The sequence below is a fragment of the Christiangramia sp. 3-2217-3z genome (assembly GCF_051195275.1).
GTDB classification, from domain to species: domain Bacteria; phylum Bacteroidota; class Bacteroidia; order Flavobacteriales; family Flavobacteriaceae; genus Christiangramia; species Christiangramia marina.
Genome location: NZ_JBNJLI010000007.1, coordinates 1 through 25,629, shown reverse-complemented (window position 1 = coordinate 25,629; position 25,629 = coordinate 1). Strand labels below are relative to the sequence as shown.

Genomic DNA, 25,629 nt, shown 5'->3' with positions numbered 1-25,629 from the left:
GAATTAATTTTTTTATATGATCAATAGAATCATTTCATTTTCCATTAATAATAAATTTATTATTGGACTACTCACCTTGGCACTTATAGGTACGGGGATTTGGTCCATGTCTACCGTAAATCTGGGATCGGTACCAGATATTACTAACAATCAGGTTCAGGTGATCACCCAATCACCTAATCTTGCAACAGAAGATATTGAACAATTTGTAACCTATCCCGTAGAACTTTCGATGGGTAATTTACCTGGGGTTACAGAAATTCGGTCTATCTCACGCTTTGGCCTTTCGGTAGTAACTATTGTTTTCAAAGATGATATGGGAACCTATCTTCCACGTCAACTAGTACAGGAAAAGCTTAATGAATTAGGAGAGACCATTCCTGATAAATTTGGAAGTCCTGCTATGGGGCCAATTTCAACTGGCTTGGGTCAAATTTATGAATACACCATAAAGCCAAAAGAAGGATACGAAACTGAATATTCCCCCATGGAACTGCGAACTATTCAGGACTGGATAGTGAAAAGGCAACTAACTTTACTGGAAGGTGTGGTGGAAGTGAATTCTTTTGGTGGTTCCATAAAGCAATATGAGGTAGCAATTAACCCAGAGAAATTAAACAGTATGGGTATAAGTATCTCTGAAGTTTATGAGGCGCTGGCACGGAACAATGTGAATACCGGTGGGGCTTATATCGAGAAAAATAAAATGTCAAATTTTATTAGGGGTGAGGGCTTAATCCGTTCACTGGAGGATATCAAGAAAATTGCGATTACCACGGAAAATGCAATCCCAATAACGATTGGTGATGTTGCGGAAAATGTTCAGTTTGGAAATCAGGTACGTTATGGAGCTTTTACCCAGGATGGGGAGGAAGCCGTCGGAGGAATCATCATGATGCTGAAAGGTGCGAATCCTAACGCAGTCATTCAGGATGTCAAGGATCGTATGGCTGAAGTCGAGAAGTCCCTTCCTGAAGGTTTGACCATAGCACCGATAATTGACCGAAGTGAATTAATAGCACGAACAACCGACACGGTTAAAACAAATTTACTGGAAGGAGCTTTAATCGTGATCTTCGCCCTGGTAATATTACTAGGTAGTTTAAGAGGTGGACTTATAACAGCTACCACCATTCCATTATCACTTCTTTTCGCTTTTATATTGATGAAGCAATTCAATGTATGGGCCAATCTAATGAGTTTGGGGGCAATCGACTTCGGAATTATAATAGATGGTGCAGTGATTATAATTGAGGGTACGGTATATGAAATACAAAAACGGATTAGATCTGGAAAAGTAAAATTCAATCAGGCGAAAATGGATGAGGTAGCCTATGATGCAGGAAGTACGATGATGGGTTCTGCATTTTTTGGACAAATTATAATTCTTATCGTATTTACACCCATTCTTTTCCTTACCGGGGTGGAAGGTAAAATGTTTAAGCCGATGGCTTACACCTTTGGTTTTGCCATGATAGGTGCTATCTTCTTATGTCTTACCTACGTGCCTATGATGTCAGCCTTATTCATGAAACCAATTCAGAATAAAAAGAACTGGTTTGGAAAATTTGAACGCTGGCTGGAGAAAATAAGTGACAAGATAATTGGCGGAATACAAAAAGTATACATGCCTTTATTGAAAGGAGCATTAAAATTGAAGCTCATTGTTATTGGATCTGCCGCTATTTTACTTGTGATAGCCGGTTTCCTCTTTTCGAGAATGGGAGGAGAATTTGTGCCTCAATTAGATGAAGGGGATATTGCGATGCAGGCATTAATAAGACCAGGAAGTTCATTAACAGAGTCCATTGAAGTTTCTAAAAAAATAGAGAACATACTCTTAGAAAACTTTCCTGAAATTAAAACGGTAACGGCTAGGATTGGAGTAGCTGATATTCCCACAGATCCCATGCCAATGGATATTGCCGATATGTACCTAATCCTGGAAAAAGACAAAGACAAATGGGAATCTTCTGAAACCAAGGAAGGGCTTATTGAACTGATCAAGGAAAAACTAAATGAAGAGCTTACAGGGGTAAATTTAGTGTTTACGCAACCCGTAGAATTGAGATTTAATGAGTTATTAGAAGGGGTTCGAGAAGATATTGCGGTAAAGTTATATGGTGAAGATTTAGAAGTATTGTCAGAAAAGGTACAGGAAATGGCCAATATTATCCAAACCGTACCTGGAGCTGGTGATGTGAATGCTGAAAGAACCTCCGGTCTCCCACAAATGACTGTTAGATTTAACCGTGATAAAATTGCCCAATACGGACTGGATATTCAGAAAGTCAATGATTATATAAGTACTGCTTTTGCTGGAGGAACGGCCGGGGTCATTTTTGAAGGTGAAAAGCGGTTCGATTTAGTTGTAAGATTTGATGAAGATCATAGAAAGAATATAGATGATTTGCGTGGCATGTATATCGACCTTCCAGATGGAACCCAGGTACCAATCAAAGAAATAGCAGATATTGAATACGTTCCTGGACCTATGCAAATTTCAAGAGATGATACCTACAGAAGAACCTATGTGGGTGTAAACGCCCGGGGAAGGGATGTAGAGTCTGTGGTGAACGATATCCAGCAAAAATTAGATGAGGAATTAGAATTGCCACCCGGTTATTATATTACTTATGGAGGGGAGTTCGAAAACCTTCAGAGTGCCAAAGATCGATTAGTGATTGTGGTACCGATAGCCTTATTCCTGATTTTCGTGCTTCTATATTTTGCCTTAAAATCTTTTTCCCAATCCATTATGATCTATATGGCGATACCATTGGCTGCTATCGGAGGTGTTTTTGCACTTTGGTTAAGAGGTATGCCATTTAGCATTTCCGCAGGTGTAGGCTTCATTGTACTATTTGGAGTTGCAGTTTTAAACGGATTGGTACTAATAAATAGATTCAATTCTTTAAAAGAAGAAGGAGTAACCAGTATAAAAGATAGAATTTTTACAGGAACCAAAGAACGAATACGACCTATTATGTTAACAGCAACGACAGATATTTTCGGTTTTTTACCAATGGCATTCTCCACATCTGCAGGTGCAGAAGTTCAACAACCACTTGCTACAGTAGTTATTGGTGGTATGCTTACGGCTACACTGCTTACCCTCGTTGTATTACCAGTATTATATACATTCGTGGAAAGAAATCGAGAGAAAAAAGAACACCATAAATTAGGTTCTTCCAATAGGCGATTTTTAGCTACGATTTTGATAATTGGCTTGATGTTAGGCGGGACCTTTTCCGTAAATGCACAATCTGATGCTGTTTCATCTGAATATCCACAACAGGATACTTTACAGACCATAAGTTTGAAAAAAGCCCGCGAAATAGCCATCAAAAACTTTCCTCAGCTAAAAGCTGCCCAGCTTGAAATTGAAAGCGAAGAAGTACTGCGTAAAACTGCCTATGATTTTGGGAATACCCAAATCTTTACAGGAAAAGAAGAGGTAGGAAATGGTTCTGATGGGATCTATACTCAAATTGGTGTTCAACAACAAGGCATAGATGTTTTTGGAATTGCCCCTCGGTTAAAATTGCAAAAAGAAAGGGTAGCACTTGCTGAAAATGCTTTAGAACTAAATACCTTAGAAGTGGAACGTGAAGTAAGCAGGGCCTGGGCTTCAGTTTATACAAGTAAAAAGAGGTATCGGGTATATAAGAAAATGGATTCAATTTTTGAAGACATTGAAAGAGCTGCACGAATCAGGTATGAAACAGAAGCTACCTCTAAACTGGAGTATCTTGCTACGTCCAATCAGGGGAATGAGGTGAAAATACAGTTAGAACAAGCTTATAGAGATTACCTGAGATCATTACAGCGTCTAAATTTATGGTTTGTTAGTGATACGATCTATGATGTACCAGATTTACCTGCCGAAGCATTAGATGAACCTTTAAACTTTCTGACAGAGTCACTCAAAACCCACCCGGTTCTTGAGGTTTCAGAACAGAGAGTTAATGTTGCAAAAGCTTTAACCAGAGAACGGAAATCTGAATTTCTACCCAAATTTCAGGGTCAGTATGCCAGGCAGGAAATTAATGGACAATCGGGTTTCTTCCAATATCAAATCGGAATTCAAATTCCGTTATTCTTTGGACCTGAATTAGGCCGTACTCAGGAAGCACAAGTAAATCGGAAGATTGCAGAGCAAAATTTTTACCAGGATAAACTCGAGCTCGAAACGGCCTATAAAAATATGCGAGAAGAATTCATAAAATGGAGAAACTCATGGAATTATTATAGGGATGAAGCGCTTCCCTTGGCTAAGGAGCAACAAGAAGGATCAGTATTGGCATTTAAGGAAGGTGCTATAGATTACGTAACCTTCCTTCAAAATATAAGAGATGCTATTAGAATCGAGGTAAACGCATGGAGTGCTTTTGATGATTATCTCGATAGTCGTTATCAGCTCGAATATTACCTCGAAAAATCAAATTAAAAAATACCTAAGAAAAACGATATGAATAGAAGATCAATAAATATTTTAATGCTTGCCTTATCACTTACATTGTTTTTGGGGTGTGAAGAAAATTCTAATTCGGAAAAAAATACTCAGGAAACTAAAGCATCGGATTCTAAAGAAACAGAAGGTAACAATGAAGAAGAAGGTGGCGGAATGCGCTCAGTGCATCTTTCAGAGATGAAATTCAATAGTCTGGGAATCAAAGTAGATACTTTAACTAAGAAAGCATTATCAGGAATAGTAGAAGCGAATGGGCAATTGGAAGTACCACCTCAATACGAAGCTACCGTGACGGCTGTCTTAGGCGGGAATATTAATTCAATAAAAGTTAATGAAGGTGATAAGGTAAATAAAGGTCAGGTACTAGCGTATCTATCCCATCCCAATTTGACAAAAATACAAACGGACTATATCAATGCCTATAACCGGATGCAGTTTTTAGAAAAGGAATTTGCAAGACAGAAGCGATTATACGAGGCAGAAGTTGGTTCAGGAAAGTCATTTCAACAAACCCAGGCAGATTTTCAGTCGGTAAAGGGAGAGGTAAGTGGTTATGAATCCCAATTAAGACAGTTAAACCTGGGTGCCTCCCAGGTAAGAAATGGCACCCTGTATGAATATATTCCGGTAGTAAGCCCTATCGAAGGCTATATAGAAAAAGTAAAGGTGCAAATTGGCCAATATGTAGAACCGCAAACCAACATGTTTATGGTGGTGGATAATGAACACGTGCATGCCGATCTAATGGTTTTTGAAAAGGATATTTATAAGGTGGAGGAAGGCCAAAAGATTGCTTTTACACTGGAATCAGTTCCCGGAAGCAATCTTACAGGAAAAATATATTCTGTGGGGAAGCAATTTGAACAAAACCCCAAAGCGGTACATGTTCATGCAGAGATAGATAATAAGGAAGATTATCTCATTCCAGGAATGTATATCAAAGGCAAAATCAGGACAGGAGAAGAAGCAGTACCTGCTCTACCTGAAGATGCAGTGATAGAAGAAGAGGGAAATCCTTACATCTTTACAGCTCAAAAACACCAGGAAGAAGGTAAAACAGAATGGGAATTAAAACCGGTGCAGGTAAGAACTGGAATAAATGAAGATGGATGGATTGAAATTAAACTGCTGGAGCCACTTCCGGAAGGTACCTTGGTTGCTTATAACAATGCCTATTACCTGGTCTCTGAAATGCAGAAAAGCCAAACCTCTCATGGTCATTAAATAGAGCTTTAAAAATTTAGATGGGTGGGCTCTCTGTAAAATGTTTGTCTTAATTAAAATTCCAGAGGGTTCATCCTTAATAAAAAATTAATAAAACAGCGATGAAAGAAATAAAAGCATTTATAAAACCAAAATGTGTTCAAAAAGTGATAGAATCTCTTAGCGAAAGCGGATTCAAAAGTATGACACTGTCCCAGGGGGAAGGTACCGGAGCGTTTAAAGCAAAAGGTGCGTCACCTTCTTTGGATTTCCGTGTCACCGACAGCCCGGTGGTAAAGTTAGAACTGGTATGTCAAAACGAAGAAGCACAATCAGCAATAGATATTATCCTTGAGAATGCTAAAACAACAGAACCCGGTGACGGGATCATTTACCTTTCCGATATTGAAGATGCCTTCCGAATTAAAACTGGAGAATCTTTGAAACGATCTGGATTAAAAAACGATGGAAATGAGTGATATCGAAAAAATTTTAGAGGCACATGAAGTTCGGCCAACAGCCATGCGTATCCTGATCTATAAATTCATGGCTAAAAAAGATAGGGCTGTAACCCTTACCGAAATTGAAAATGCCTTTGGAAAAGCAGATCGGGCTACGTTATCTCGAACAATCCGCACATTTGAAGCAAAGGATATTGTACATCAAATAGATGATGGCACAGGCATACCAAAATATGCGCTCTGTGAAAGTGATTGTAATTGCGAAGTAGAACAGGACTTACACATCCACTTTCACTGTAATAATTGTGATGAAACTGTTTGTTTAACCGATCATAAGATTCCACATATTAACCTACCAGAGGGATATATGCCAGAAAATGTAAACCTGGTAGTAAAGGGAATATGTGAGAAATGTAGTGGTGTTTAATTTTATGAAATGACCAAGGCCGAAATAGCACTTAACAACAACGGGATTAGACCTACCAAAATGAGATTATTTATATATAAATATCTCAAAAGGAAGTTTTATGCCGTTACATTAAGAGAAATAGAATCGGCTTTCATAAAAAAAAGCGAACATACTGGGGATAGAACAACTATTTATCGGAATGTGAAATTACTTCAAAAGAAAGGGATTATACATCAGATAGATGATGGAACGGCTGTCGCAAAATATGCATATTCTGGTAAGAATTCCCTGGATCTACACTTACACCTTCATTGTATGAATTGCAGCAAAACCTTCTGTTTGCCCAATAGAGTTCCACAAGAAAATTTACCTGACAAATATGAAATAACCGATGTAAATTTAGTTCTGAAGGGAGAATGTGTAAAATGCCAACAAGCAAAGAAGCAAAAATATAGTAAAGAATAATTTCCATATAAAAACTTAAACAATGATACGAATCCAGAATGTCGAAAAAAACAATTTGATATCCGCTACTATCAGTGGTAAAATATCTAAGGAGGATATAGAGAAAATCCATCCGTTGATACATAATATTGTCAAAAATGGGGATAAAGTGGATTTCTTTTTTGAGCTGGTTGACTTTAAAGGCTTTGATCTAAAGGGGTTTTGGGAAGATTTGAAGGTTGATGCCATCCATATCTCCGATTACGGAAAAATGGCTATTGTAGGTGAAAAAGAATGGCAGCAATGGTCGGCGAAAGCTACTGATGTTTTTACAAATTCGGAAGTTAAATATTTCGACCTTACCGAAAAGGACGAGGCTAAAAGATGGATTTTAAATCAATAGGGATATGAAAAAATTACAACTGAAAATTCCGGTACTGCTACCTCAGGTACCAAATGAAAAAGATACCTGTGTGCAAAGGCTCATTGAAGAATTAGAAGCCAAAGAAGGTCTTGATAAAGTGCATATAAAAGACGATCAGGAAGATTCGGTACCACAACTGTGTTTTCATTACGATCCCGACATAATTTCTATTGACCGCATTCAATCATTGGCAGAAAGGACCGGGGCTGAAATCACCGAGAAATATGGACATTTTCTTATAGAGGTTGAGGGGATTAGACATACCCGGCATGCAAGGACTATAGAAAAGAGTCTGTTGAATATCAATGGTGTTTTGGAAGCTTCCGCCAATGCCGGAGGAATGATCCGTTTAGAATATGATAAACGGGAAACAAGTTTTGATGAGATAACTTCAAAGCTTGAAAAAGAAAACCTACAAGTTAAAAAAAGTTCATCTGGCCATGAGAACGGCTTTAAATCTTCGGAAAAAACTTCTGATAAATTAAATAAAGAAAATGAGATGAGCCAGGAACAACAGCATGGAGATGAGGATGAACTGAATCATAAAGAGGCTGATAGCCACGGGGGCGGCGAAGAACATTCCCACGCCCATGGTGGTATTTTTGGAAAAAACACAGAACTTATTTTTGCTATTATTTGTGGAGTTTTGTTGGGAATAGGTTTTGGATTATCCTTTGTAGAATCAGTTCCGCAATGGGTTAGTCTTTCCCTATATATTGGAGCTTATTTCTTTGGAGGTTATTATACTGCGAAAGAAGCTGTGGAAACCGTAGCCAAAGGTGGATTTGAAATTGATTTTCTCATGTTGGTCGCAGCTATAGGAGCAGCTATTCTTGGGGAATGGGCTGAAGGAGCTTTGTTATTATTTCTCTTTAGCCTGGGGCATGCCCTGGAGCATTATGCGATGAACAAAGCACGTAAATCTATAGCTGCTTTGGCAGAATTGGCACCAAAAACAGCTTTGGTTAAGAAAAATGGTAAAACGGAAGAAGTTGGTATCGAAAAACTCAATATTGGTGATATCATTGTTGTGAAACCAAATAGTAAAATATCTGCAGATGGAGTAGTGGTAGATGGGAAGAGCAGTGTAAATCAGGCTCCAATAACCGGGGAGAGTGTACCGGTAGATAAAGTTCCCGTAGAAGATGTTGAGCAGGATTACTCTGAGGTAGATGATATTAAAGATGAAAACCGCGTTTTTGCAGGAACGATCAATGGGAACAATACTTTGGAGATTAAAGTTATCAAAGCAGCCAAAGATTCAACGCTTTCCCGGTTGGTGAAACTGGTTAACGAAGCTCAGACTCAAAAATCGCCTACCCAGTTGCTCACCGATAAATTCGAAAAATATTTTGTGCCATCCGTTCTTATTTTGGTCGGAATTCTTTTGTTCGCTTTTTTAGTTATTGACGAACCCTTTAGCGCCAGCTTCTACCGGGCAATGGCGGTACTGGTAGCTGCAAGTCCCTGTGCGTTGGCAATCTCGACCCCAAGTGCTGTATTGAGTGGAGTGGCCAGAGCGGCCCGCGGCGGGGTATTAATTAAAGGCGGCCGACCTCTGGAAGATCTTGGAGAATTGACCGCTCTTGCCTTCGATAAGACCGGAACTCTAACGGAAGGAAAGCCTAAACTTACGCAAGTAATACCACTTGGTGATATTTCAGAAAATGAACTTCTCAAAATAGCAGTAGCCGTGGAAAGTTTGAGTGATCATCCCCTGGCCAAAGCAGTAGTTCGTGATGGAAAGGAGCGCCTGGAAGGCGAGGAAATCCCGGATGCCTCCAATCTGGAAGCCGTGTTAGGAAAAGGTATTAAAGCAACATTGGGAAATGATAAGATCTATGTTGGTAATTTGGATCTATACGAAGAACTAAATGATACTATTCCATCAGAAGAAATAACTACTAAAGTACGAGATCTTGAAGGTGGTGGAAACACCACGATGCTTCTTCGTAAGAATGGAGAATATATAGGCATCCTTGCTTTAATGGATACCCCCCGGGAGGCAGCAAAAAGGACCCTTTCTGAATTGAAGGAAATAGGAATTAAACGAATGATCATGCTTACCGGTGATAACCAGAAGGTAGCAGATGCAGTAGCAGAAGAAATTGGATTGACCGATGCCTGGGGTAGTTTATTGCCGGAAGAAAAGGTAGAGGCTATAAAAAAACTGAAAAAGAAAGAATCTAAAGTAGCAATGGTAGGCGATGGTGTTAACGATGCGCCTGCCATGGCAAATAGCACCGTAGGAATCGCTATGGGTGCTGCGGGAAGTGATGTTGCCTTAGAAACCGCTGATATTGCTCTTATGGCCGATAAATTGGAAACCCTTCCCTTTGCTATTGGATTAAGTAGAAAAGCTAAGGCAATTATTAAGCAGAATCTATGGGTAAGTCTTGGAATTGTGGCTTTGCTTATCCCCGCAACAATTTTTGGTTTCGCAAATATTGGAGTAGCGGTAGTTATACACGAAGGTTCCACACTTTTGGTAGTATTTAATGCATTAAGACTTTTAGCTTATAAAAAATGAACAAAAGTACCTTCATAATCAGTCAAATGGACTGCCCCTCCGAGGAGCAGATGATCAGGATGAAACTAGAATCTTATGAACAGATAAAATATCTTGATTTTGATATCCCCAATAGAAAACTTGAAGTATATCATCAGGAAGGGATTGAAGACATTCATTCCTCGATTTCCGAATTAAAATTGGGCGATAAATTTATACGATCAGAAAAGGCTGAGGTTCCAGTTGGAGAAGATGAAACTAAACAAAAAAATATCCTTTGGTGGGTATTGGGTATTAATTTTGGTTTTTTCCTTATTGAAATGACCACCGGTTGGATATCTTCTTCAATGGGTCTTATCGCCGACTCACTTGATATGTTAGCAGATTCGATAGTATACGCGTTGAGCTTATTTGCAGTGGGAGGTGCTGTTTCAAGAAAAAAGAAAGTCGCAAAATTCAGCGGCTATTTTCAAATGTTTTTAGCTACTCTGGGATTCGTAGAAGTCTTACGCAGGTTTCTTATGAGTAGTGAAACACCTTTATTTCAGTGGATGATTATTATTTCCTCTCTGGCCCTGGCAGGAAATTTAATTTCATTATGGCTAATCAATAAGGCTAAAAGTAAAGAGGCTCATATGCAGGCCAGTGCTATTTTTACTTCAAATGATATTATCGTAAATGGTGGGGTGATATTGGCTGGTATTCTGGTTTATTTTCTGAAGAGTAAATGGCCGGATCTAATTATAGGAGGTATTGTATTCACATTTGTGATGCGTGGGGCGATTAAAATATTAAAGATTTCCAAGTGAAGATAGTATAATAGTAAAAAGACTAAAATGAATGTATGGTTATGGGTAGGGGTATTAGTTCTTGCGGCATGGGCTGCTCATTAGGGTGCTGACCAACTCCTTACACCTTTAAAAATGTTACGTAAGCAATGGGGGCTTACGGCTTCTTCAGGAGCAGCTTTCCTTGCTATTGTAACGGCGAGCCCTGAAGTGGCAATTAATATTACAAGTGCTGCCCGTGGTGTTTCTGATATTGGCTTAGGAAATTTGCTGGGTTCCAATATAATTTCCATTCCGCTTATGGTAACTATCGCCTATGATTGCCGCTGCTGCCATGAGCTTTAGCTCAGTTTCAGTAATAGCCAATGCATTGAGATTGCGTACGAAAAAAATAGAATAAGTGAATTAAAGGTATGAGTACAAATTATATTTTATACCAGTCTTTGACAAGTTATTTTATCCAACAATAAGAAATAAATAAATTTGAAATGCGATGACCTCAAACCAGGCAGAATTTGAAAATAAACAACTGGATATAAATTCTTTACCTCGATTTACTGAAGTGGAATTCTATCGGCTCGATCATAAGTATCTGATTAAGCTAAATATTCGGACTGGTATTGGTGCATTAGTAATTTTGGGAGCTTTAATTGTAGGATACTTTCTTATGATAGAATTCAAAATATTAATCCTTTGGTCTGCAATTCTTTTCTTACCGATTTTCTTATGGTTATTCTATCGCAATTTTGAGCTACAGAAAAGAAATGGATATGCTTTAAGAGAAAGAGATATAATTTTTAAAAGAGGTTTTCTCCATATAAAAAAAATAACAATCGTACCATTCAATAGGGTGCAACATGTCTCGGCTAGAAAAGATTTATTGGACAAATTCTTGGGAATTTCATCTTTGGCAATTTTTTCTGCAGGTGGTTCAGCCAGTGACATTACTATTTCTGGACTTCTTTCGAGAAATGCGGAAGCATTAAAGGAAGCTATCTCAAAAAGGGTGTCTTCTAATGGATAGCAGTAATTTCCATCGGCCACAGAGGCAGTCTAAAATAGGAGTGATACTTGTTTTTGGGAACAGCCTTTATCTTTTTTTTAAGAATTTGTGGTTTTGGGGATCTATTTTTTCATGAACGGATTAGATTCTCAAACAATCCTTAATGCTGCTATCGTGGCTACTATAATTTTTATTTTAGCTTTAGCTTATAGTATCCTTTATTTTTCGAGGTTTGTTTTTTTAATTAATCCTAGAACTGAGGAATTTGTACTTCAAAAAGGGGTTTTCAATTCTCAAACTATCAGCCTCCCTTTCAATAAAATCCAGCAGGTCAATCTTAGGAGAAACCTTGTGCAGCGATTAATAGGTGTCTATAGTGTTTTAATCGATACTGCGGGGAGCAAAGAAAAAGAGGAGGAAATAAAGGCTTTATCCAGGATAAAGGCAGAGAAACTTGCAGAACTTCTTATAAGTTATTCCCGGCTGGAAGAAAACATTCAGCAAGAAGAAAAAGAAGAAAAAGCCGCTGAAGACTGGCATTTTTCTTTAAACATTCTCCAGCTTCTAAAGCTCGGGTTAATCAGCAACTACCTGCGCGGGCTTCTTCTGTTGATCACTTTCTACCTTACTCTCAAAGATCAGTTTTTCTTAAATAAATTCATCCCTCCCGAATTCATCATGGTGGAGCCAAACTTAGACTCTCCTTTAAGCGTCTGGAAAATTATACTTCTGCTATTGGCGATAATTACAGTCACTGTGGCGGACACCTTCATTAAATATTATGGCCTTCGTCTTAAAAAATCCAACTCAGGACTACAGGTAGAGATGGGGCTTCGGAAAAATAAAAAGGTGAGCTTAAAAGCAAAAAGAGTACAGGCTATTGAAATTTTGAACAATCCTTTTCAACAAAGGCTTAATCTCCAAAAGATCAAATTTTTTTTGGCAAGCAGCCCGAATGATCCTGAGAAAAGTATTACTACCATTCCCGGTATTTCCCAAGAACTTTTGTCAAAGATCCTTGGATATATGCATGTTAATCCAATAAAGAAACAGGTTACTCAAATCATTCCTAATAAGTTACTTATTTTTAAAAAGATCAGTGCAGGATTTCTACCCTTGCTCCTTATTCCTATTATATCGAAATTTTACAATCTTAATTTACCTTTAAAATGGTTGATCATCATTATATCAGTTTATTCGGTTATTCTCTTGGGATATCAACTTCTATATTTTCGATCTTTGCGCCTAAGTTTTTCGGAGGAATTTATTCTAAAAAATTCTGGTGTATGGGAAAATAAACAGCAGTACCTGGAAATCTGGAAACTACAAGCTGTTTCAATTTCGCAACCGCTCTGGTATAGAAAGAAAAATCTCGTAACTCTCACTTTCCATTCAGCCGGAGGGGATGTTAGCTTCGAGCTGATAGATCGAAATAAAGCAGAATCCTTAATGGATTATGTACTTTATAAAATTGAAAGTACTTCCAGAGGATGGATGTAGAGTCAAATCAGGAACTATAAAGAACTATGGCGGAAATAATACTTGGAGATAATCTGTTTCTACTCTAAATTTTATGGTATTTAGTTTAGTGTATAAATTGACATTAACTATCAGTGAATTGAAACAATTATAAAATGGCACTGATTTAAAGGAACAAATCAACAATACTTTGAATATATAGCCTGTAAATTCTATTTAAAACTTAGAGGAGTTTAGACCAATACTCTCCTTTTAGAAGTGAATTTATGATTTTCGCATTTCCATGGTTAATAGATATTGTTCTTAATCCAGTTATAACAATATTAAAAACTATAACACGTCTTTTTAACAGATAGCTAGGTCGAATCACTAATTAATTAGGAGCCAAAAAAAATTACCATGTATTTCGTTTGGAATTATTTTTAGGGATAAAGTTCCTATACAAATGTCACAGAAAACTTATCGCCATTTCTCTGTGACTATAACCATGATATATCAGTCCAATTTATTGAATCAACAAGCCGATAAGTCTTTATAGTTTATAGATTTTTTAATGTTGCCTTAAAAGTATTCATTGAAAAAAAAATGAAATATTTTAAAATTTTGAAGTCCAGATTTTAATTTCATTCCTGTTGTTTGGTTCAGATGACTGGAATGTGGCACAATTAGTCATTGCTCTAATCTTATATTAGATGTATTTATCATTTTTCTACCATATTCGATTTAAAATCAAAATCCCAATTTTGGTATTTTATTATATAACGTATCTGTTTTTTACATAAATTTATAAAATTCAATTACTTACGAAGCTCTATAATCTGCTTAGTGATATTTATTTTGTTCCTGATAAATCTATTTTATCCAAATTATAGATTTGTAGAGTTTCGATGAATACACCGTTATTTATAAATAGTCTGCTATTTCGCTTTCAATCATTTTTAATCTAGATTAACTTAGTGTTTTGATTTTCAATTTGGTGCCATGTTTGAAGCAGTTAATTTTCCGGCTTACCGTCAGCTCGATCAAATGGATTGTGGGCCAACATGCCTAAAAATTATTGCGGAATATTATGGCAAACATTTCAAATTAAATTTTTTACGTGAAATTTCAGCCCAACAAAAAGGAGGCGTAACCTTTGAAGGCCTTTCACGAGCTTTAGAAAAAATTGGAATAGATTCGGTTGGTATCAAGGCAGATTTTCAAGAACTGATTGAAGACATTCCACTTCCGGCAATTGCCCATTGGGATCATAATCATTTCTTGGTGGTTTATAAAGCGGATAGGAGAAATGTGTTTGTTTCCGATCCAGCCATTGGTAGAATGAAGTATTCTCATAATGAATTTCAGGTTCGATGGTCAGGTATGAATGAAAATGAGGGAATATTACTCCTTGTTGAACCTAAAGAGAATTTTTTGAATAATGACGACGACGAAGCTAAGCCCGAAGGGATGGGATTCTTAATCGAATATCTAAATCCATATAAAGAATATATAGGTCAAATCACATTGGGATTATTTACAGCGATGTTGATTCAGTTGATCCTTCCTTTCCTAACCCAAAGTATCGTGGATTATGGGATCAATTATGAGAATCTTGATTTTATATACCTGATCGTTATAGCACAACTGTTTTTGTTTCTTACACGTTCCGTTACTGAAGTCATTCGTGATTGGCTCTTACTGCATATAAGCACCAAAGTAACCATAGCCATGGTATCAGATTTTTTGGATAAACTCCTGAAGCTTCCAATTTCCTTTTTTGACTCAAAAACTACCGGCGATTTTATGCAGAGGATTTACGATCATCAGCGAGTGGAGGAATTCCTGAGCGGCCAATCCCTGACTATATTTTTTGACCTGCTTAGTATTATAGTTTTTGCTTTCGTTTTAGGGATTTTCAATAGCACCATTCTTCTGATTTTCCTGACTGGAACAGCTTTATTTTTGGGGTGGTCTTTTTTATTTATGAAAAGAAAAGAAGTTCTGGATCACCAGCAATTTGATTTAAATAGAAAGGAGCAATCCCATTTTCTTCAAATAATTATGGCGGTGATGGAAATCAAGCTTAATAATTCGGAAGAAAGAAGAAAATCGGAGTGGAAGGTTAATCAGTCCAGGCATTTTGGATTACAATCAACCATCTTAAAAGTCGATCATAGTCAAATTAAGGGCGGTAAATTTATTAATGAAGTTACAGGCATCCTAATTGTTTTTTGGTCAGCAAAGGCAGTCATATCAGGTGAAATATCATTAGGCACCATGCTGGCCATTCAATTCATCGTAGGAAGTCTTTATATACCAATTTCTAATACCATAGATTTCTTAGTGGGCTACCAGAAAGCAAAACTTTCTTTAAAGAGATTGGCTGAAATTCACAATCAAAAATCTGAAGTTTATCAGAATGATAGCGTTTGTGTGGAATTGGCAGGAGATATAAAACTTGAAAATATATCATTCAACTATGGGGAACAGGGATCAAAAGCTGTTCTTAAGAATGTTTCTACAATTTTTCCATACGGAAAAGTTACTGCCATTGTCGGAGCCAGTGGATCTGGTAAGACAAGCCTTCTGAAAGTATTACTGAAATTATATAAACCTATTGACGGCAGGATAAGTATTGGAAATGAAAATTTCGAACATATTGAAGTTGATAACTGGAGAAGGATGTGTGGGGTAGTTTTACAGCATGGAGTTTTGTTCAATGATACGATAGAACGAAACATTACAGAATCAAAATCTGATGAACCTTTAAACAAAAAGCGATTAACAGAATCGATCCAAATGGCCAATTTGACCAACTTAATTAATTCACTGCCACTTGGATATCAGACCAGGATTGGTGAACAAGGACAGCTTTTAAGCGGGGGCGAGAAACAAAGGCTTCTAATTGCAAGGGCGATTTACAAAAATCCTAAATATTTATTTTTCGATGAAGCTACAAGCTCTTTAGATGCTGAAAATGAAAAAGCAATTACAGAAAATCTGTACCATTTTTACCGGGATAAAACAGTAATTATCGTAGCCCATAGGCTTTCCACGGTTAAAAATGCTGACCAAATACTGGTAATGGATAGAGGAAAGATCGTGGAACAGGGAAATCATCAAGAGTTGCTTTCTCAGAAAGGTATTTATTACAGATTAATAAGAAATCAACTTTAAAATAAGCGATTATCAAAAACTACAACAAATACAAAAATGATAATAGTCTTCAACGTGAGCCCAGTTGGATGCTGCGAAATGGCACTAAGTTGACTTTCATTTTCTTTTTATTATTGCTAATATTCGCCTCTGCGTTTCCTTTTAATGAGGTTATTAAAGGAGATGTAATCGTTACCTCCCAAAATCCACCGGTGCATATAAAAGCTAAAACTGAAGGTAAAATTTTAGCGATTAATTTCCAACCCGGAGATTTAGTTTTAAAAGGGGATATTTTAGGTGAACTTGAAAATGATTCAAACACAGAAGACATACTAAATCTGAAAGCAAATTTAGTTACCGTCCCGAATATTCAGTCCCTCAAAGCTTTAAATGAGATTTATCCTCCAAACTTAATTTTAGGCAACGACCTTCAATTATATTACAATGCTTTTTTAAGCAACTATCATCATTTGATACTTGATACATCCCTGAATGACCAATCTATTTATGATCATCAAATGAAGCAGGAATTATCAAATCAACTTCAATCCATAGATACTAAAAAAGAAGAATTGTCTATTGCAAATAGAAATCTGGAAGTCACGGGAGCCAATTATAAAAGGTTTCAGGGACTCTATAAAAAAGGAGTGATTTCCCAGGTGGATCTTGAAAATGTAGAAAAGGATTTCTTAATGGAGCAGCGTCAATTTCATTTTTTAAATCAACAATATAATCAGTTAATTCTGGAGAACAAAGGGATACAATCCCGGTTGCACCTTGCAAATAATAGCTCTTTAAAAACTAAGAGCAATCTGGAGGTCAATCTACTATTATCTCAACAGAATTTAATCAATGCCATTCAAAAATGGGAAGATACCTACCTTTTGAAAAGCCCCATAGATGGCCGATTATCTTATTTTGAAGTTTGGGGAGAATATCAGAATATAGAAAAAGGGGAATCAATATATAGTGTTGTTCCCCAAATTCAGCAGGATCTGATAGGAAAATGCATTATACCTATTCGGAATGCTGGAAAGTTGAAAAAAGGACAAAAGGTGAATTTAAAGCTGGAAAATTATCCATATCACGAATGGGGAATGCTAAGAGCGAAAGTAGGATCGATTTCGGAAGTACCAAAAGGAGGAGATAATCCGGGTTATATAGTTTACTTAACTATTAATGATTTGAAAACCTCTTACGGAAAAAAATTGGAGTTCCATCAGGAATTAAATGGTACAGCAGAAATTTTACTGAAGGAAGTTACGCTGATAGAACGTATTTTTTATCAATTCCGACACTTATGGTCAAACAGGGATTTTTAAATAGTTAAAGATGATTTTTTATTCTAAGATAAAGTTTTTCCTGTGCCGCGTGCTGATGCTCGTGGTTTTAACTTTGTGTATTTCCCAGGCATTGTATTCCCAGGATAATTCAGAACAGATTACTACTAATTACTCGATTAACTCAACCTTTTCGGAATTGCATGAACTTGAATCAGCCGCTATGGCAGATTCTAGAATTAACGAACTTAATGAGATGGTGGAAGTCCATCTGCAGAAGGCAAAAAAAGAGAATGATCCCATTGAAGTTGCCAGGGCCTTTTACTACAAAATATTGACTGAGGAGCCGGAACGCGCATTGGTTTATTCAGATTCGATGATTGAGATCACTGAAAACAGCATACATCCGAACTACCCAACTCTTGGCTATATTCTTAAAGCAAATGTATTTTACGATCAGGGTAAATTCCAACATGCATTAGATAATTTTTTGAAAGCCTATAATCTGGCTCTGGAAAAGGAGAATATAGAAGATCAACGTGAAATTTCCTTGGCAATCGCTGCCATAAGAAATATAAATGGACAGCATTACGCCGCTGCCGATTTATATAAGCGATCTCTTAATCTTTTAAAACAAAAATTAAGTTCAACCGAAGGTTATTATGATGATTATGCCACACTATTTTATAATCTATCACTTACCTACTTGAGACTGTCACAATTGGATACCTCAAAATATTATGTTCAGAAAGGAATTGAGTTGGCGAGATTAGAGCAGAAAAAAGAAGATTTTAAGGATTTCGTTTTGGTCGATGCTCAGATAAACTTTTATAAAAGGGATTTCAAAAGGGCGAAAGATACCTTACTCAAATATATTAATGATTTTAAAGGTACCAGTAAGGCAATCAAGCTTTATTATTTGGGGAAAATTGAAAAGCATAACGGAAATGAAAAGGTTGCCACTGCATATTTTAAAACCATTGATTCTATCGTTTCCTCAACAGAGGATCCTTTTGACGAAGTTAAGGATGTTTATCAGCAGTTAATTATCAGTTCAATATTAGAAGATGATGAGAAGGAGCAAATAGATTACATAGAAAAACTAATTTACTATGATAGTGTTTTGTCTTCAGAGCATGAAAATATAACTAATCAGGCTGTAGTTGCATATGATATCCCAGATTTAAAAAGACAAAAACTTAAGGCTGAGAATCAACTCAAAACAAAAAATTTATACGTGGCATTAATTGCTACTCTTGCCGCACTTGCTGTATTAACTGGATTATATTTTTATATCCGATCTAGGAAAATGAAAGCCCGATTAAAACTTCTGATGGAAGGCTCGGAAATCGAGGAAGAAAAATCGAGAATTATTACAGAGCATCCCTCTTCAGTTCCGGAGGAAATTAGAAAGGATATTTTGGAAAAACTGGCTGTATTTGAAAGCTCAGAACGCTTTATGAGTAAAGATTTGGATATGTATGGTCTGGCGCAGCAGATGGGAACCAACACCACTTATTTGTCCACTGTAATAAACCATTATAAGCAGATGAGCTTTCCAACTTATATCAAGGATTTGAAAATTAAAGCAGCAATAAATCAACTGAGTAAAAATTCTGATTTATTGAAATATAATTACCAGGGCTTAGCAGAAGTATTTGGCTTTAAAACGGGAGAATCATTTTCGAAAGCCTTTTATAAGAAAACAGGAGTATATCCATCTAAATTTTTAAATGAACTAAAATCGCGCTAAATAACACGTGATTTATAAATGAGGGCTTAACCTTTTTGCAGCTTGTGCCTAAATGTGATTATTTAGTAATGAAATTTTATTAATCCATTAAATATTCTAATTATGAAAAAAGAACTAAAAGATTTCAGAGAAAGAGCCCTTAAAAATTTAAACCAAATTAAAGGAGGGGGAGAAGATGTGCCAATTGACAGGGATAAGATCAAAACTCCTAAGGTTGGAAAACGTGATTAAACTTAAATCCTTAAAGAAATTCCCGGATCAAAATATTGTTTCGGGAATTTTTAAAGAACGAAAAAATGAAAAAATATATCAGACTTTTTCTATTCTATTCATTCTGTTTATTCCTTTCAGTTTCTTTTGCTCAGAAAGGAAGCGACAATCATTTGGTTTATCCCAAAATCCATAAAAGACCAACTACCGAAATACATTATGGAAATAAAGTCATAGACGAATATTCAAATTTAAAAAAGCTTGAAGATAGTGTGGTGAAAGATTGGTTTAAAGCCCAGGATTCTCTTGCTGAATCTTATTTTGTCGGGAATGACTTAATGAAGGAATACTTGAACAGGTTTAAAAAATTGCAAAATAACGCTGAATCTTCCGTGAGTATGATACGGATTAGTGAAGTAGGTAATTATTTTTATTTAAAATATGATGATAGTCTGGAATATGAAAAGTTGTTTTTCAGGGAGAACCTTGCTGACAATGAAAAAGAATTATTCGATCCCTCCCAAGACGGAAAAGAAGATCTTTCCATTACCTATCTCAGACCATCCTTTGACGGCAAAAAGATAGCAATAGGGTTTAATGAAAATGGTAACTTTTCCAGTAAGGTTTTAATTTTTGATCTTGAAAAGAAGCAGATTTTAAAAGATGTTATTACTAATATTAATCCTGATTTCGGAGGTATAGAATGGTTGCCGGATAGTTCCGGATTTATCTATTTATATTTTCCGGAAGTAGATAAATCAAAACCGGGTTATAAGAAGAACTCTTTTTCTGTTATTCATAAGCTAGGTGAAAATCCCGAAAATAGAAAACCAATTTTCCAGGCAAATGAAGACTTACAAATTCCTGAAGATTTTTACCCTAAAGTAAAAATAGGATCGAGCCTGGATAAATATATTATTGGTTATGCAGCCAGTTCTGATGATTATTATGATAGTTATATAGCTAAAATTCCCGATGTCCTACAAGGAAAACCAGATTGGATGCCATTCTTTCAAAATGAAGATGCGATATTTTATGATCAGGGCGAGGTTCGTGGCGAAGATTTTATTTTTCGGCAAGGAAATTTAAACGGAAATCTTTTGGGAAAAGTAAGTATAAAAGATCCTGATTTCAATAATCCAATTGTTTTAGCAGAAGGCAATAAAGAGAATCCTATTGTCAAATTTGAGGTAACTAAGGATCATATCTATTTTGCGAGGTCCTTATATGGAGCAAATGTTTCTTTATATGTTCAAAACTCTTCAAATGAGATCAAACAATTACAACCTCCTTTTGATCCCGGTTATGCTAGCTTTTTTGGGGAGTCTGCAAAACACAATAACATCGGAGTGGGAATGGATGGTTGGACTTCTGATTATACCCGCTACTTAATAAATGAAGATGGAAGTTTCTCAAGAGAAGCACTTTCACCTCTATTGGCTTATCCGGAGTTTGAAAATATTATAACGGAGCAAATAATGGTTACATCCCATGATGGGGTAGAAGTTCCTTTATCGCTGGTTTATAAAGAAGGTTTGAAAAAAAAATCAGCAAATGAAGTATTTATTTACGTATATGGTGCATACGGGGAAAGCATGAGTCCATTTTTCTCTCCTTTATTTCTAGACTGGGCTGCGCAGGGTGGTATTCTGGCATTTCCTCATGTTAGGGGTGGTGGTGAAAAAGGGAAGGAATGGCACGAACAGGGAATGAAAAATCTAAAATATAATTCCTGGAAAGATCTTATAGCCTGTACCGAAGCTCTGATAAATTTGAATCTTACAGCCCCAGGATTAATTTCTCTTTATACCAGCAGTGCGGGAGGGATTACGGCCGGAATGGCTGTAAACGAACGTCCCGATCTTTATTCTTCCTTCATAGCTGAAGTTCCGCGTTTGAATCCTCTTGGTTTGGAATCTTCCAGTACTGCCAGCAGTACAAGTTATCTTGAGTACGGAACGGTTAAGGACAGTACGGAATTTATAGGTCTCGTAAGAATGGATCCATATTTAAATGTTCGTTCTGAAATTTCTTATCCGGCAGTTCTTGTAATGCCAAGCTATAACGATGACCGCATTCCATTATGGGATAGTGGCAAGTATATAGCTAAACTGCAAAATAGTTATCAGATAAATAATCCTTTTTTAATGGATATCGACTATCAAAACGGCCATGAAACCGTTGGTGATTATGATGAGTCTGTCCGACTCTATAGTAAAATCTTCAGCTTCGCCAAATCCAATATGAAGCATTAGTTATTTCCTCCAGGTTAACTATATCTTTTCTTCTCTCTTTCCGATTGTTTATAAATGCAACGCATTCATTTATAAAGGCAGTTTTTTTAAATTTCTGTAGGTGTAGTAAATACTGGATATTTAAGGTATTACTTCTTAAATATCAAACAAATGTATTTTCTGATTACGGAGGATGAGCTTAAAAATGAAATTAGGAAAATTGAGCAGACTTTCCTAAATAAGAATGCGGCATATTTCGAAATAATCAACTATTGCCGTAAAGTATTAGAATCTTATCGGAAAGAGATTTATTTAAATGGTTTCTTGGATATTCCTTCGGAAATTCTGTTTTTCAAAGAACAGAAAACGCTTCCTTTAACATATCAGATTTATTACGAAAACTTGCTATCTATTGAATTGGAGATTTCATCTATAGGCGAAACCTCCCGGTTGAAATTTATCCGAAAAAAGATTCAAAAGATAAATAGTTTTCTTGCTGCGCATAAAAATTTTCTTCAGTATATCGCACTGGATCAAGAATACCTGGATGAGATCTATTTTACCCGAAAATATTTCAGTAAAGATCATATTACAAATTATAATCAATATGAAAGAGATCCATTATTTAGTTCCTCCCACGATTTGCTATTAAGTGAACTGAATGCTCGGAATTTCCTGCTTGAATATTTGAACAAATTATTCCAGGATAAACATACTTCTTCTTTAGCTTTTGAAGAACCGGTAAAAATAAACTGGACTTCTTCTAAGGTTGCACTAACAGAACTGATCTATGCTCTACAAGTTAGTGGTTCTATAAATAATGGAAATGCCACTCTGAAAGAACTTGTGGTAATATTTGAGACTTTAACAGGCTTAGATTTGGGAGACTACCCTCATACATTTTTAAGACTTAGAGGTCGCTCTGAACCTTTAAAATTTATCGATAAGATGAGAAATTCCATGCTTGAATATATGGAAGAACTTGATGCATGAACTTAAGAAGCAAGGTGAAGCCAAGTGGGTGATTTACTTCAATTATAAAATTACATTCTATACTTATAAGAATCTCTCCATTTTGTATCTAATTATATCACTATTTCACTGAAAAATAATTGTACCAAGTTGGTTATTACTTGGCTAAATCTTCAAATGGTATCTATCAATTTTGTAATGAAAATTAATTCCAATCCCACTGCTTTAAACTTTATAACCTGCGGTGGGATTGTTTAAAAACAAAATTATTATGCCAACATCAATTATTACCACAGACGATTTAATGGAGTTTAAAATGGAGCTCCTGGAAGAAATTCAGAAACTACTCGAAAGGGAATCTGGAAATATCTCTAAAAAATGGCTCAAATCTACCCAAGTCATGGAAATGCTGAAGATTAGTGCCGGAACTCTAAATGGTTTTAGGACGAAGGGGATACTGCCGTATAGTAAGATAGGAGGACTTATTTATTATGATTCAGCTCTTATTCAAAAAATATTGACAGATAATCTAATCCAAAATGAATAAGCCATGAATTACATAAAACATTTGAATGCGATATTCCAGAGATTCTCCAAGGATTCCAGCCTTAATGCCACTCATATCAGTGTATATATGGCTTTATTTCAATCCTGGAATATTCACCGTTTTAAAGAATTGTTCTATATCCATAGAGATGAGATCATGGAAATGGCCAAAATTGGCTCTAATCCAACTTACCACCGATGCATAAGAAAATTACACGATCAAAAATATATCCAATATCTGCCTTCTCATAATCCCTATAAAGGCAGTAAGGTTAGGATGTTCATTTTTGATGCAAGCTCTAAACAAGTAGTGAACAAGCATGAATCAACCTCAAAACAAGCATTAACTCCTTTAATAAACTTAAATAAACAAAATAAAAACATTAATAAACTAGAGCTCCCGCAAAATGAAAATGAAGTTTTAATTTTTTTTAGAAATAAAAATTGGCCTGAACTGGAGGCGCGAAAATTCTACAATCACTACACTTCAATTGGATGGTTAGTAAGAGGGAAAATAACGATTACTAATTGGCACGCAACTGCTGAAAATTGGATGTTGAAAGTAAACGAATTCCAAAGTCAGTCATCAGTATTTCAAAATAGTGACAACCTGCAAACAACTAAATATAAAAATTATGCCGAACCCCTCTAGTATTTTGGAAGATGGAATTGAATATTCCCTTGGAAGGTTTGATGGTAAGAAAATAATCTACGATTTTCCAAAAATCCTTATTTATCTCGAAGCCAAAGGTAAAATGCTTTTTGGGCAGCATTTTAAAATATATGAAGAAGATAAAGAGGTTCTGTTTAAACTCTCTAACTACTTTATAAAAGATCATGCAAACTGCGAAAAATTAGGAATAGACGCTGATAAAGGAATTTTGCTGACCGGCCCTGTAGGATGTGGTAAAACAAGCCTGATGAAACTTATGCGATTCATGGTGCCCCATCAAAGAAGTTATGTGGTGATGCCCTGTAGAAATATAGTATTTGCCTTTAACCATCTTGGTTATAAAACTATTGAGGATTATGGGGATGATAGCTACTTCTGCTTTGATGATATGGGAATGGAGCCAGTAGGAAGATATTACGGGAGGGATTGCAACGTAATAGGTGAAATTATGGTGTCTCGCTATGAACTGTTTCTAGAAACAAATTTAAAAACTCATGGGACTACTAATTTAAGTGCTAAGGAATTTGAAAATAAGTATGGCACCAGAGTAAGGAGCAGAATGAAGGTCTTATTTAATCTAATCGCTTTTGATTTTAAAACAAAAGATAAAAGAAAATGAAAATAGCAACTTTTAATATTCAGAATTTATTTCATAGAGATAGAAGTTTATTGGATAAACCTTTTAATAATTGTTCAGTAGAATGGACAATCGAGATAGACCAGTTAATGGGGAAACTTCAGAAAACTGAAAGGGAAAATGAGCGGTTAAGAGAGCTTTCATGTATGATTGGTATTGATAATTCATTGCAATTACCCTATGCGGTTATCAAAAGAAAATCAGGGTTTATCTTTCTGAAAGGAATCGATTATTCTAAAGAATTAAAAGCAGGGGAACTTACCGACTGGAATGGGTGGATAGCCTTGCAAAATGTTCCCATAGAGCCTTTAGCAATTGAAAACAAAGCGAGGATAATTGCAGATATAAATCCGGATATCCTCATTCTGCAGGAAATTGAAGACCGGGCTTCTTTGGAGGAGTTTAATACGGTTTTATTACCAAAATTTAACTGTATCCCATTTAGGGATTCTTTTGTGGTGCAGGGAAATGATAAACGAGGCCAGGAAATTGGAATTTTAACCAGGAAAGGATTTGAAATTCGGTCGGTGAGAAGCCATATTTTTGACCAGGATATATCAGGAAGAAACATTTTTAATAAAGATTTATTAGAGTATGATATCCGAACTAAAGAGGGAAATGCAATTGTCATTCTTGCTGCACATTTGCAGGAAGCCGGGAGTGATAATGATCTTTCAGAAATTTTTAGGAGAGAACAGGCTGAACGAGTTGCTGAAGTTTATAAGAAATTACATGCTGAAGGTAAACAATATATAGCCGTAGTTGGCACCCTCAATGCTGCATCTTTTAGTAATTCCATAATACCCCTGTTGCAGGAAACCAATTTAAGAGATGTTACCCGGCATCAATCCTTCAATGTTGACTATGACAAAGGAAAAGACGCCGGCTATTTTAGTCTTGGCGCTTACCAGAAAGTGAAGGCTTCCCTGTTTTTCATACAGTTTAAAAATCAACTATTTTTAAGTTATGAAGAAAAGCAGATTTACAGAAGC

Annotated in this window: 21 protein-coding genes; all 21 read left to right on the top strand. The window is 36.2% G+C overall.

Features of this window, described 5'->3' with window-relative positions; all coding sequences use genetic code 11:
* Positions 1-16: 16 nt before the first annotated feature.
* Positions 17-4,450 carry a CusA/CzcA family heavy metal efflux RND transporter gene (locus ACSHZO_RS12495; RefSeq protein WP_298247811.1) on the top strand — a complete coding sequence of 1,478 codons (4,434 nt, stop codon included), beginning with the start codon at positions 17-19 and terminating at the stop codon, positions 4,448-4,450.
* Between the two features lie 21 nt (positions 4,451-4,471).
* On the top strand, positions 4,472-5,698 hold the full coding sequence (locus ACSHZO_RS12490) for an efflux RND transporter periplasmic adaptor subunit (RefSeq protein WP_298247812.1): 1,227 nt from the start codon (positions 4,472-4,474) through the stop codon (positions 5,696-5,698).
* A 101-nt stretch (positions 5,699-5,799) separates the two neighbouring features.
* Positions 5,800-6,156, top strand: a complete 357-nt coding sequence (locus tag ACSHZO_RS12485; protein ID WP_298247813.1) for a P-II family nitrogen regulator — start codon at positions 5,800-5,802, stop codon at positions 6,154-6,156.
* Positions 6,149-6,565 carry a Fur family transcriptional regulator gene (locus ACSHZO_RS12480; RefSeq protein ID WP_219549014.1) on the top strand — a complete coding sequence of 139 codons (417 nt, stop codon included), beginning with the start codon at positions 6,149-6,151 and terminating at the stop codon, positions 6,563-6,565. The genes ACSHZO_RS12485 and ACSHZO_RS12480 overlap by 8 nt, the downstream gene beginning before the upstream one ends.
* Positions 6,566-6,574: 9 nt before the next feature.
* Positions 6,575-7,012: a Fur family transcriptional regulator gene (locus tag ACSHZO_RS12475; protein WP_298247814.1), complete on the top strand. Its 438-nt coding sequence runs from the start codon at positions 6,575-6,577 to the stop codon at positions 7,010-7,012.
* 22 nt (positions 7,013-7,034) lie between these two features.
* Entirely contained in the window at positions 7,035-7,394 is a 360-nt protein-coding gene (locus tag ACSHZO_RS12470; protein WP_298247815.1) for an STAS/SEC14 domain-containing protein, read from the top strand.
* 4 nt (positions 7,395-7,398) lie between these two features.
* Complete coding sequence (locus ACSHZO_RS12465; RefSeq protein WP_298247816.1) at positions 7,399-9,945, top strand: heavy metal translocating P-type ATPase; 2,547 nt, start codon at positions 7,399-7,401, stop codon at positions 9,943-9,945.
* Positions 9,942-10,733 (top strand): cation transporter, encoded by a 792-nt coding sequence (locus ACSHZO_RS12460; RefSeq protein WP_298247817.1) that lies wholly within the window; start codon positions 9,942-9,944, stop codon positions 10,731-10,733. Before ACSHZO_RS12465 ends, ACSHZO_RS12460 begins: the two co-directional genes overlap by 4 nt.
* 114 nt (positions 10,734-10,847) lie before the next feature.
* The gene (locus ACSHZO_RS12455) at positions 10,848-11,057 is read left to right on the top strand and encodes a hypothetical protein (protein ID WP_298247818.1); all 210 of its coding nucleotides are present in this window, start codon (positions 10,848-10,850) and stop codon (positions 11,055-11,057) included.
* A 148-nt stretch (positions 11,058-11,205) separates the two neighbouring features.
* Positions 11,206-11,736, top strand: coding sequence for a PH domain-containing protein (locus ACSHZO_RS12450; protein ID WP_298247819.1), 531 nt, complete (start codon positions 11,206-11,208; stop codon positions 11,734-11,736).
* 111 nt (positions 11,737-11,847) lie between these two features.
* The gene (locus tag ACSHZO_RS12445) at positions 11,848-13,215 is read left to right on the top strand and encodes a PH domain-containing protein (RefSeq protein ID WP_298247820.1); all 1,368 of its coding nucleotides are present in this window, start codon (positions 11,848-11,850) and stop codon (positions 13,213-13,215) included.
* Between the two features lie 960 nt (positions 13,216-14,175).
* Entirely contained in the window at positions 14,176-16,353 is a 2,178-nt protein-coding gene (locus ACSHZO_RS12440) for a peptidase domain-containing ABC transporter (RefSeq protein WP_298247821.1), read from the top strand.
* Between the two features lie 89 nt (positions 16,354-16,442).
* Positions 16,443-17,654 (top strand): HlyD family secretion protein, encoded by a 1,212-nt coding sequence (locus tag ACSHZO_RS12435; protein ID WP_298247822.1) that lies wholly within the window; start codon positions 16,443-16,445, stop codon positions 17,652-17,654.
* A 157-nt stretch (positions 17,655-17,811) separates the two neighbouring features.
* Positions 17,812-19,365, top strand: coding sequence for an AraC family transcriptional regulator (locus ACSHZO_RS12430; RefSeq protein ID WP_298247823.1), 1,554 nt, complete (start codon positions 17,812-17,814; stop codon positions 19,363-19,365).
* A 102-nt stretch (positions 19,366-19,467) separates the two neighbouring features.
* Positions 19,468-19,596: a hypothetical protein gene (locus ACSHZO_RS12425; RefSeq protein WP_298247824.1), complete on the top strand. Its 129-nt coding sequence runs from the start codon at positions 19,468-19,470 to the stop codon at positions 19,594-19,596.
* 65 nt (positions 19,597-19,661) lie between these two features.
* The gene (locus tag ACSHZO_RS12420; protein ID WP_298247825.1) at positions 19,662-21,830 is read left to right on the top strand and encodes a prolyl oligopeptidase family serine peptidase; all 2,169 of its coding nucleotides are present in this window, start codon (positions 19,662-19,664) and stop codon (positions 21,828-21,830) included.
* A 150-nt stretch (positions 21,831-21,980) separates the two neighbouring features.
* A complete protein-coding gene (locus ACSHZO_RS12415; RefSeq protein ID WP_298247826.1) occupies positions 21,981-22,802 on the top strand; it encodes an RteC domain-containing protein in 822 nt (273 codons plus the stop codon).
* A 250-nt stretch (positions 22,803-23,052) separates the two neighbouring features.
* Complete coding sequence (locus tag ACSHZO_RS12410) at positions 23,053-23,328, top strand: helix-turn-helix domain-containing protein (protein WP_298247827.1); 276 nt, start codon at positions 23,053-23,055, stop codon at positions 23,326-23,328.
* Between the two features lie 3 nt (positions 23,329-23,331).
* The gene (locus tag ACSHZO_RS12405; protein WP_298247828.1) at positions 23,332-23,979 is read left to right on the top strand and encodes a hypothetical protein; all 648 of its coding nucleotides are present in this window, start codon (positions 23,332-23,334) and stop codon (positions 23,977-23,979) included.
* The gene (locus ACSHZO_RS12400; RefSeq protein ID WP_298247829.1) at positions 23,963-24,619 is read left to right on the top strand and encodes an ATPase; all 657 of its coding nucleotides are present in this window, start codon (positions 23,963-23,965) and stop codon (positions 24,617-24,619) included. Before ACSHZO_RS12405 ends, ACSHZO_RS12400 begins: the two co-directional genes overlap by 17 nt.
* Positions 24,616-25,629: endonuclease/exonuclease/phosphatase family protein (locus ACSHZO_RS12395; RefSeq protein WP_298247830.1), on the top strand; the 1,014-nt coding region annotated here is incomplete at its 3' end. The genes ACSHZO_RS12400 and ACSHZO_RS12395, both read left to right, overlap by 4 nt.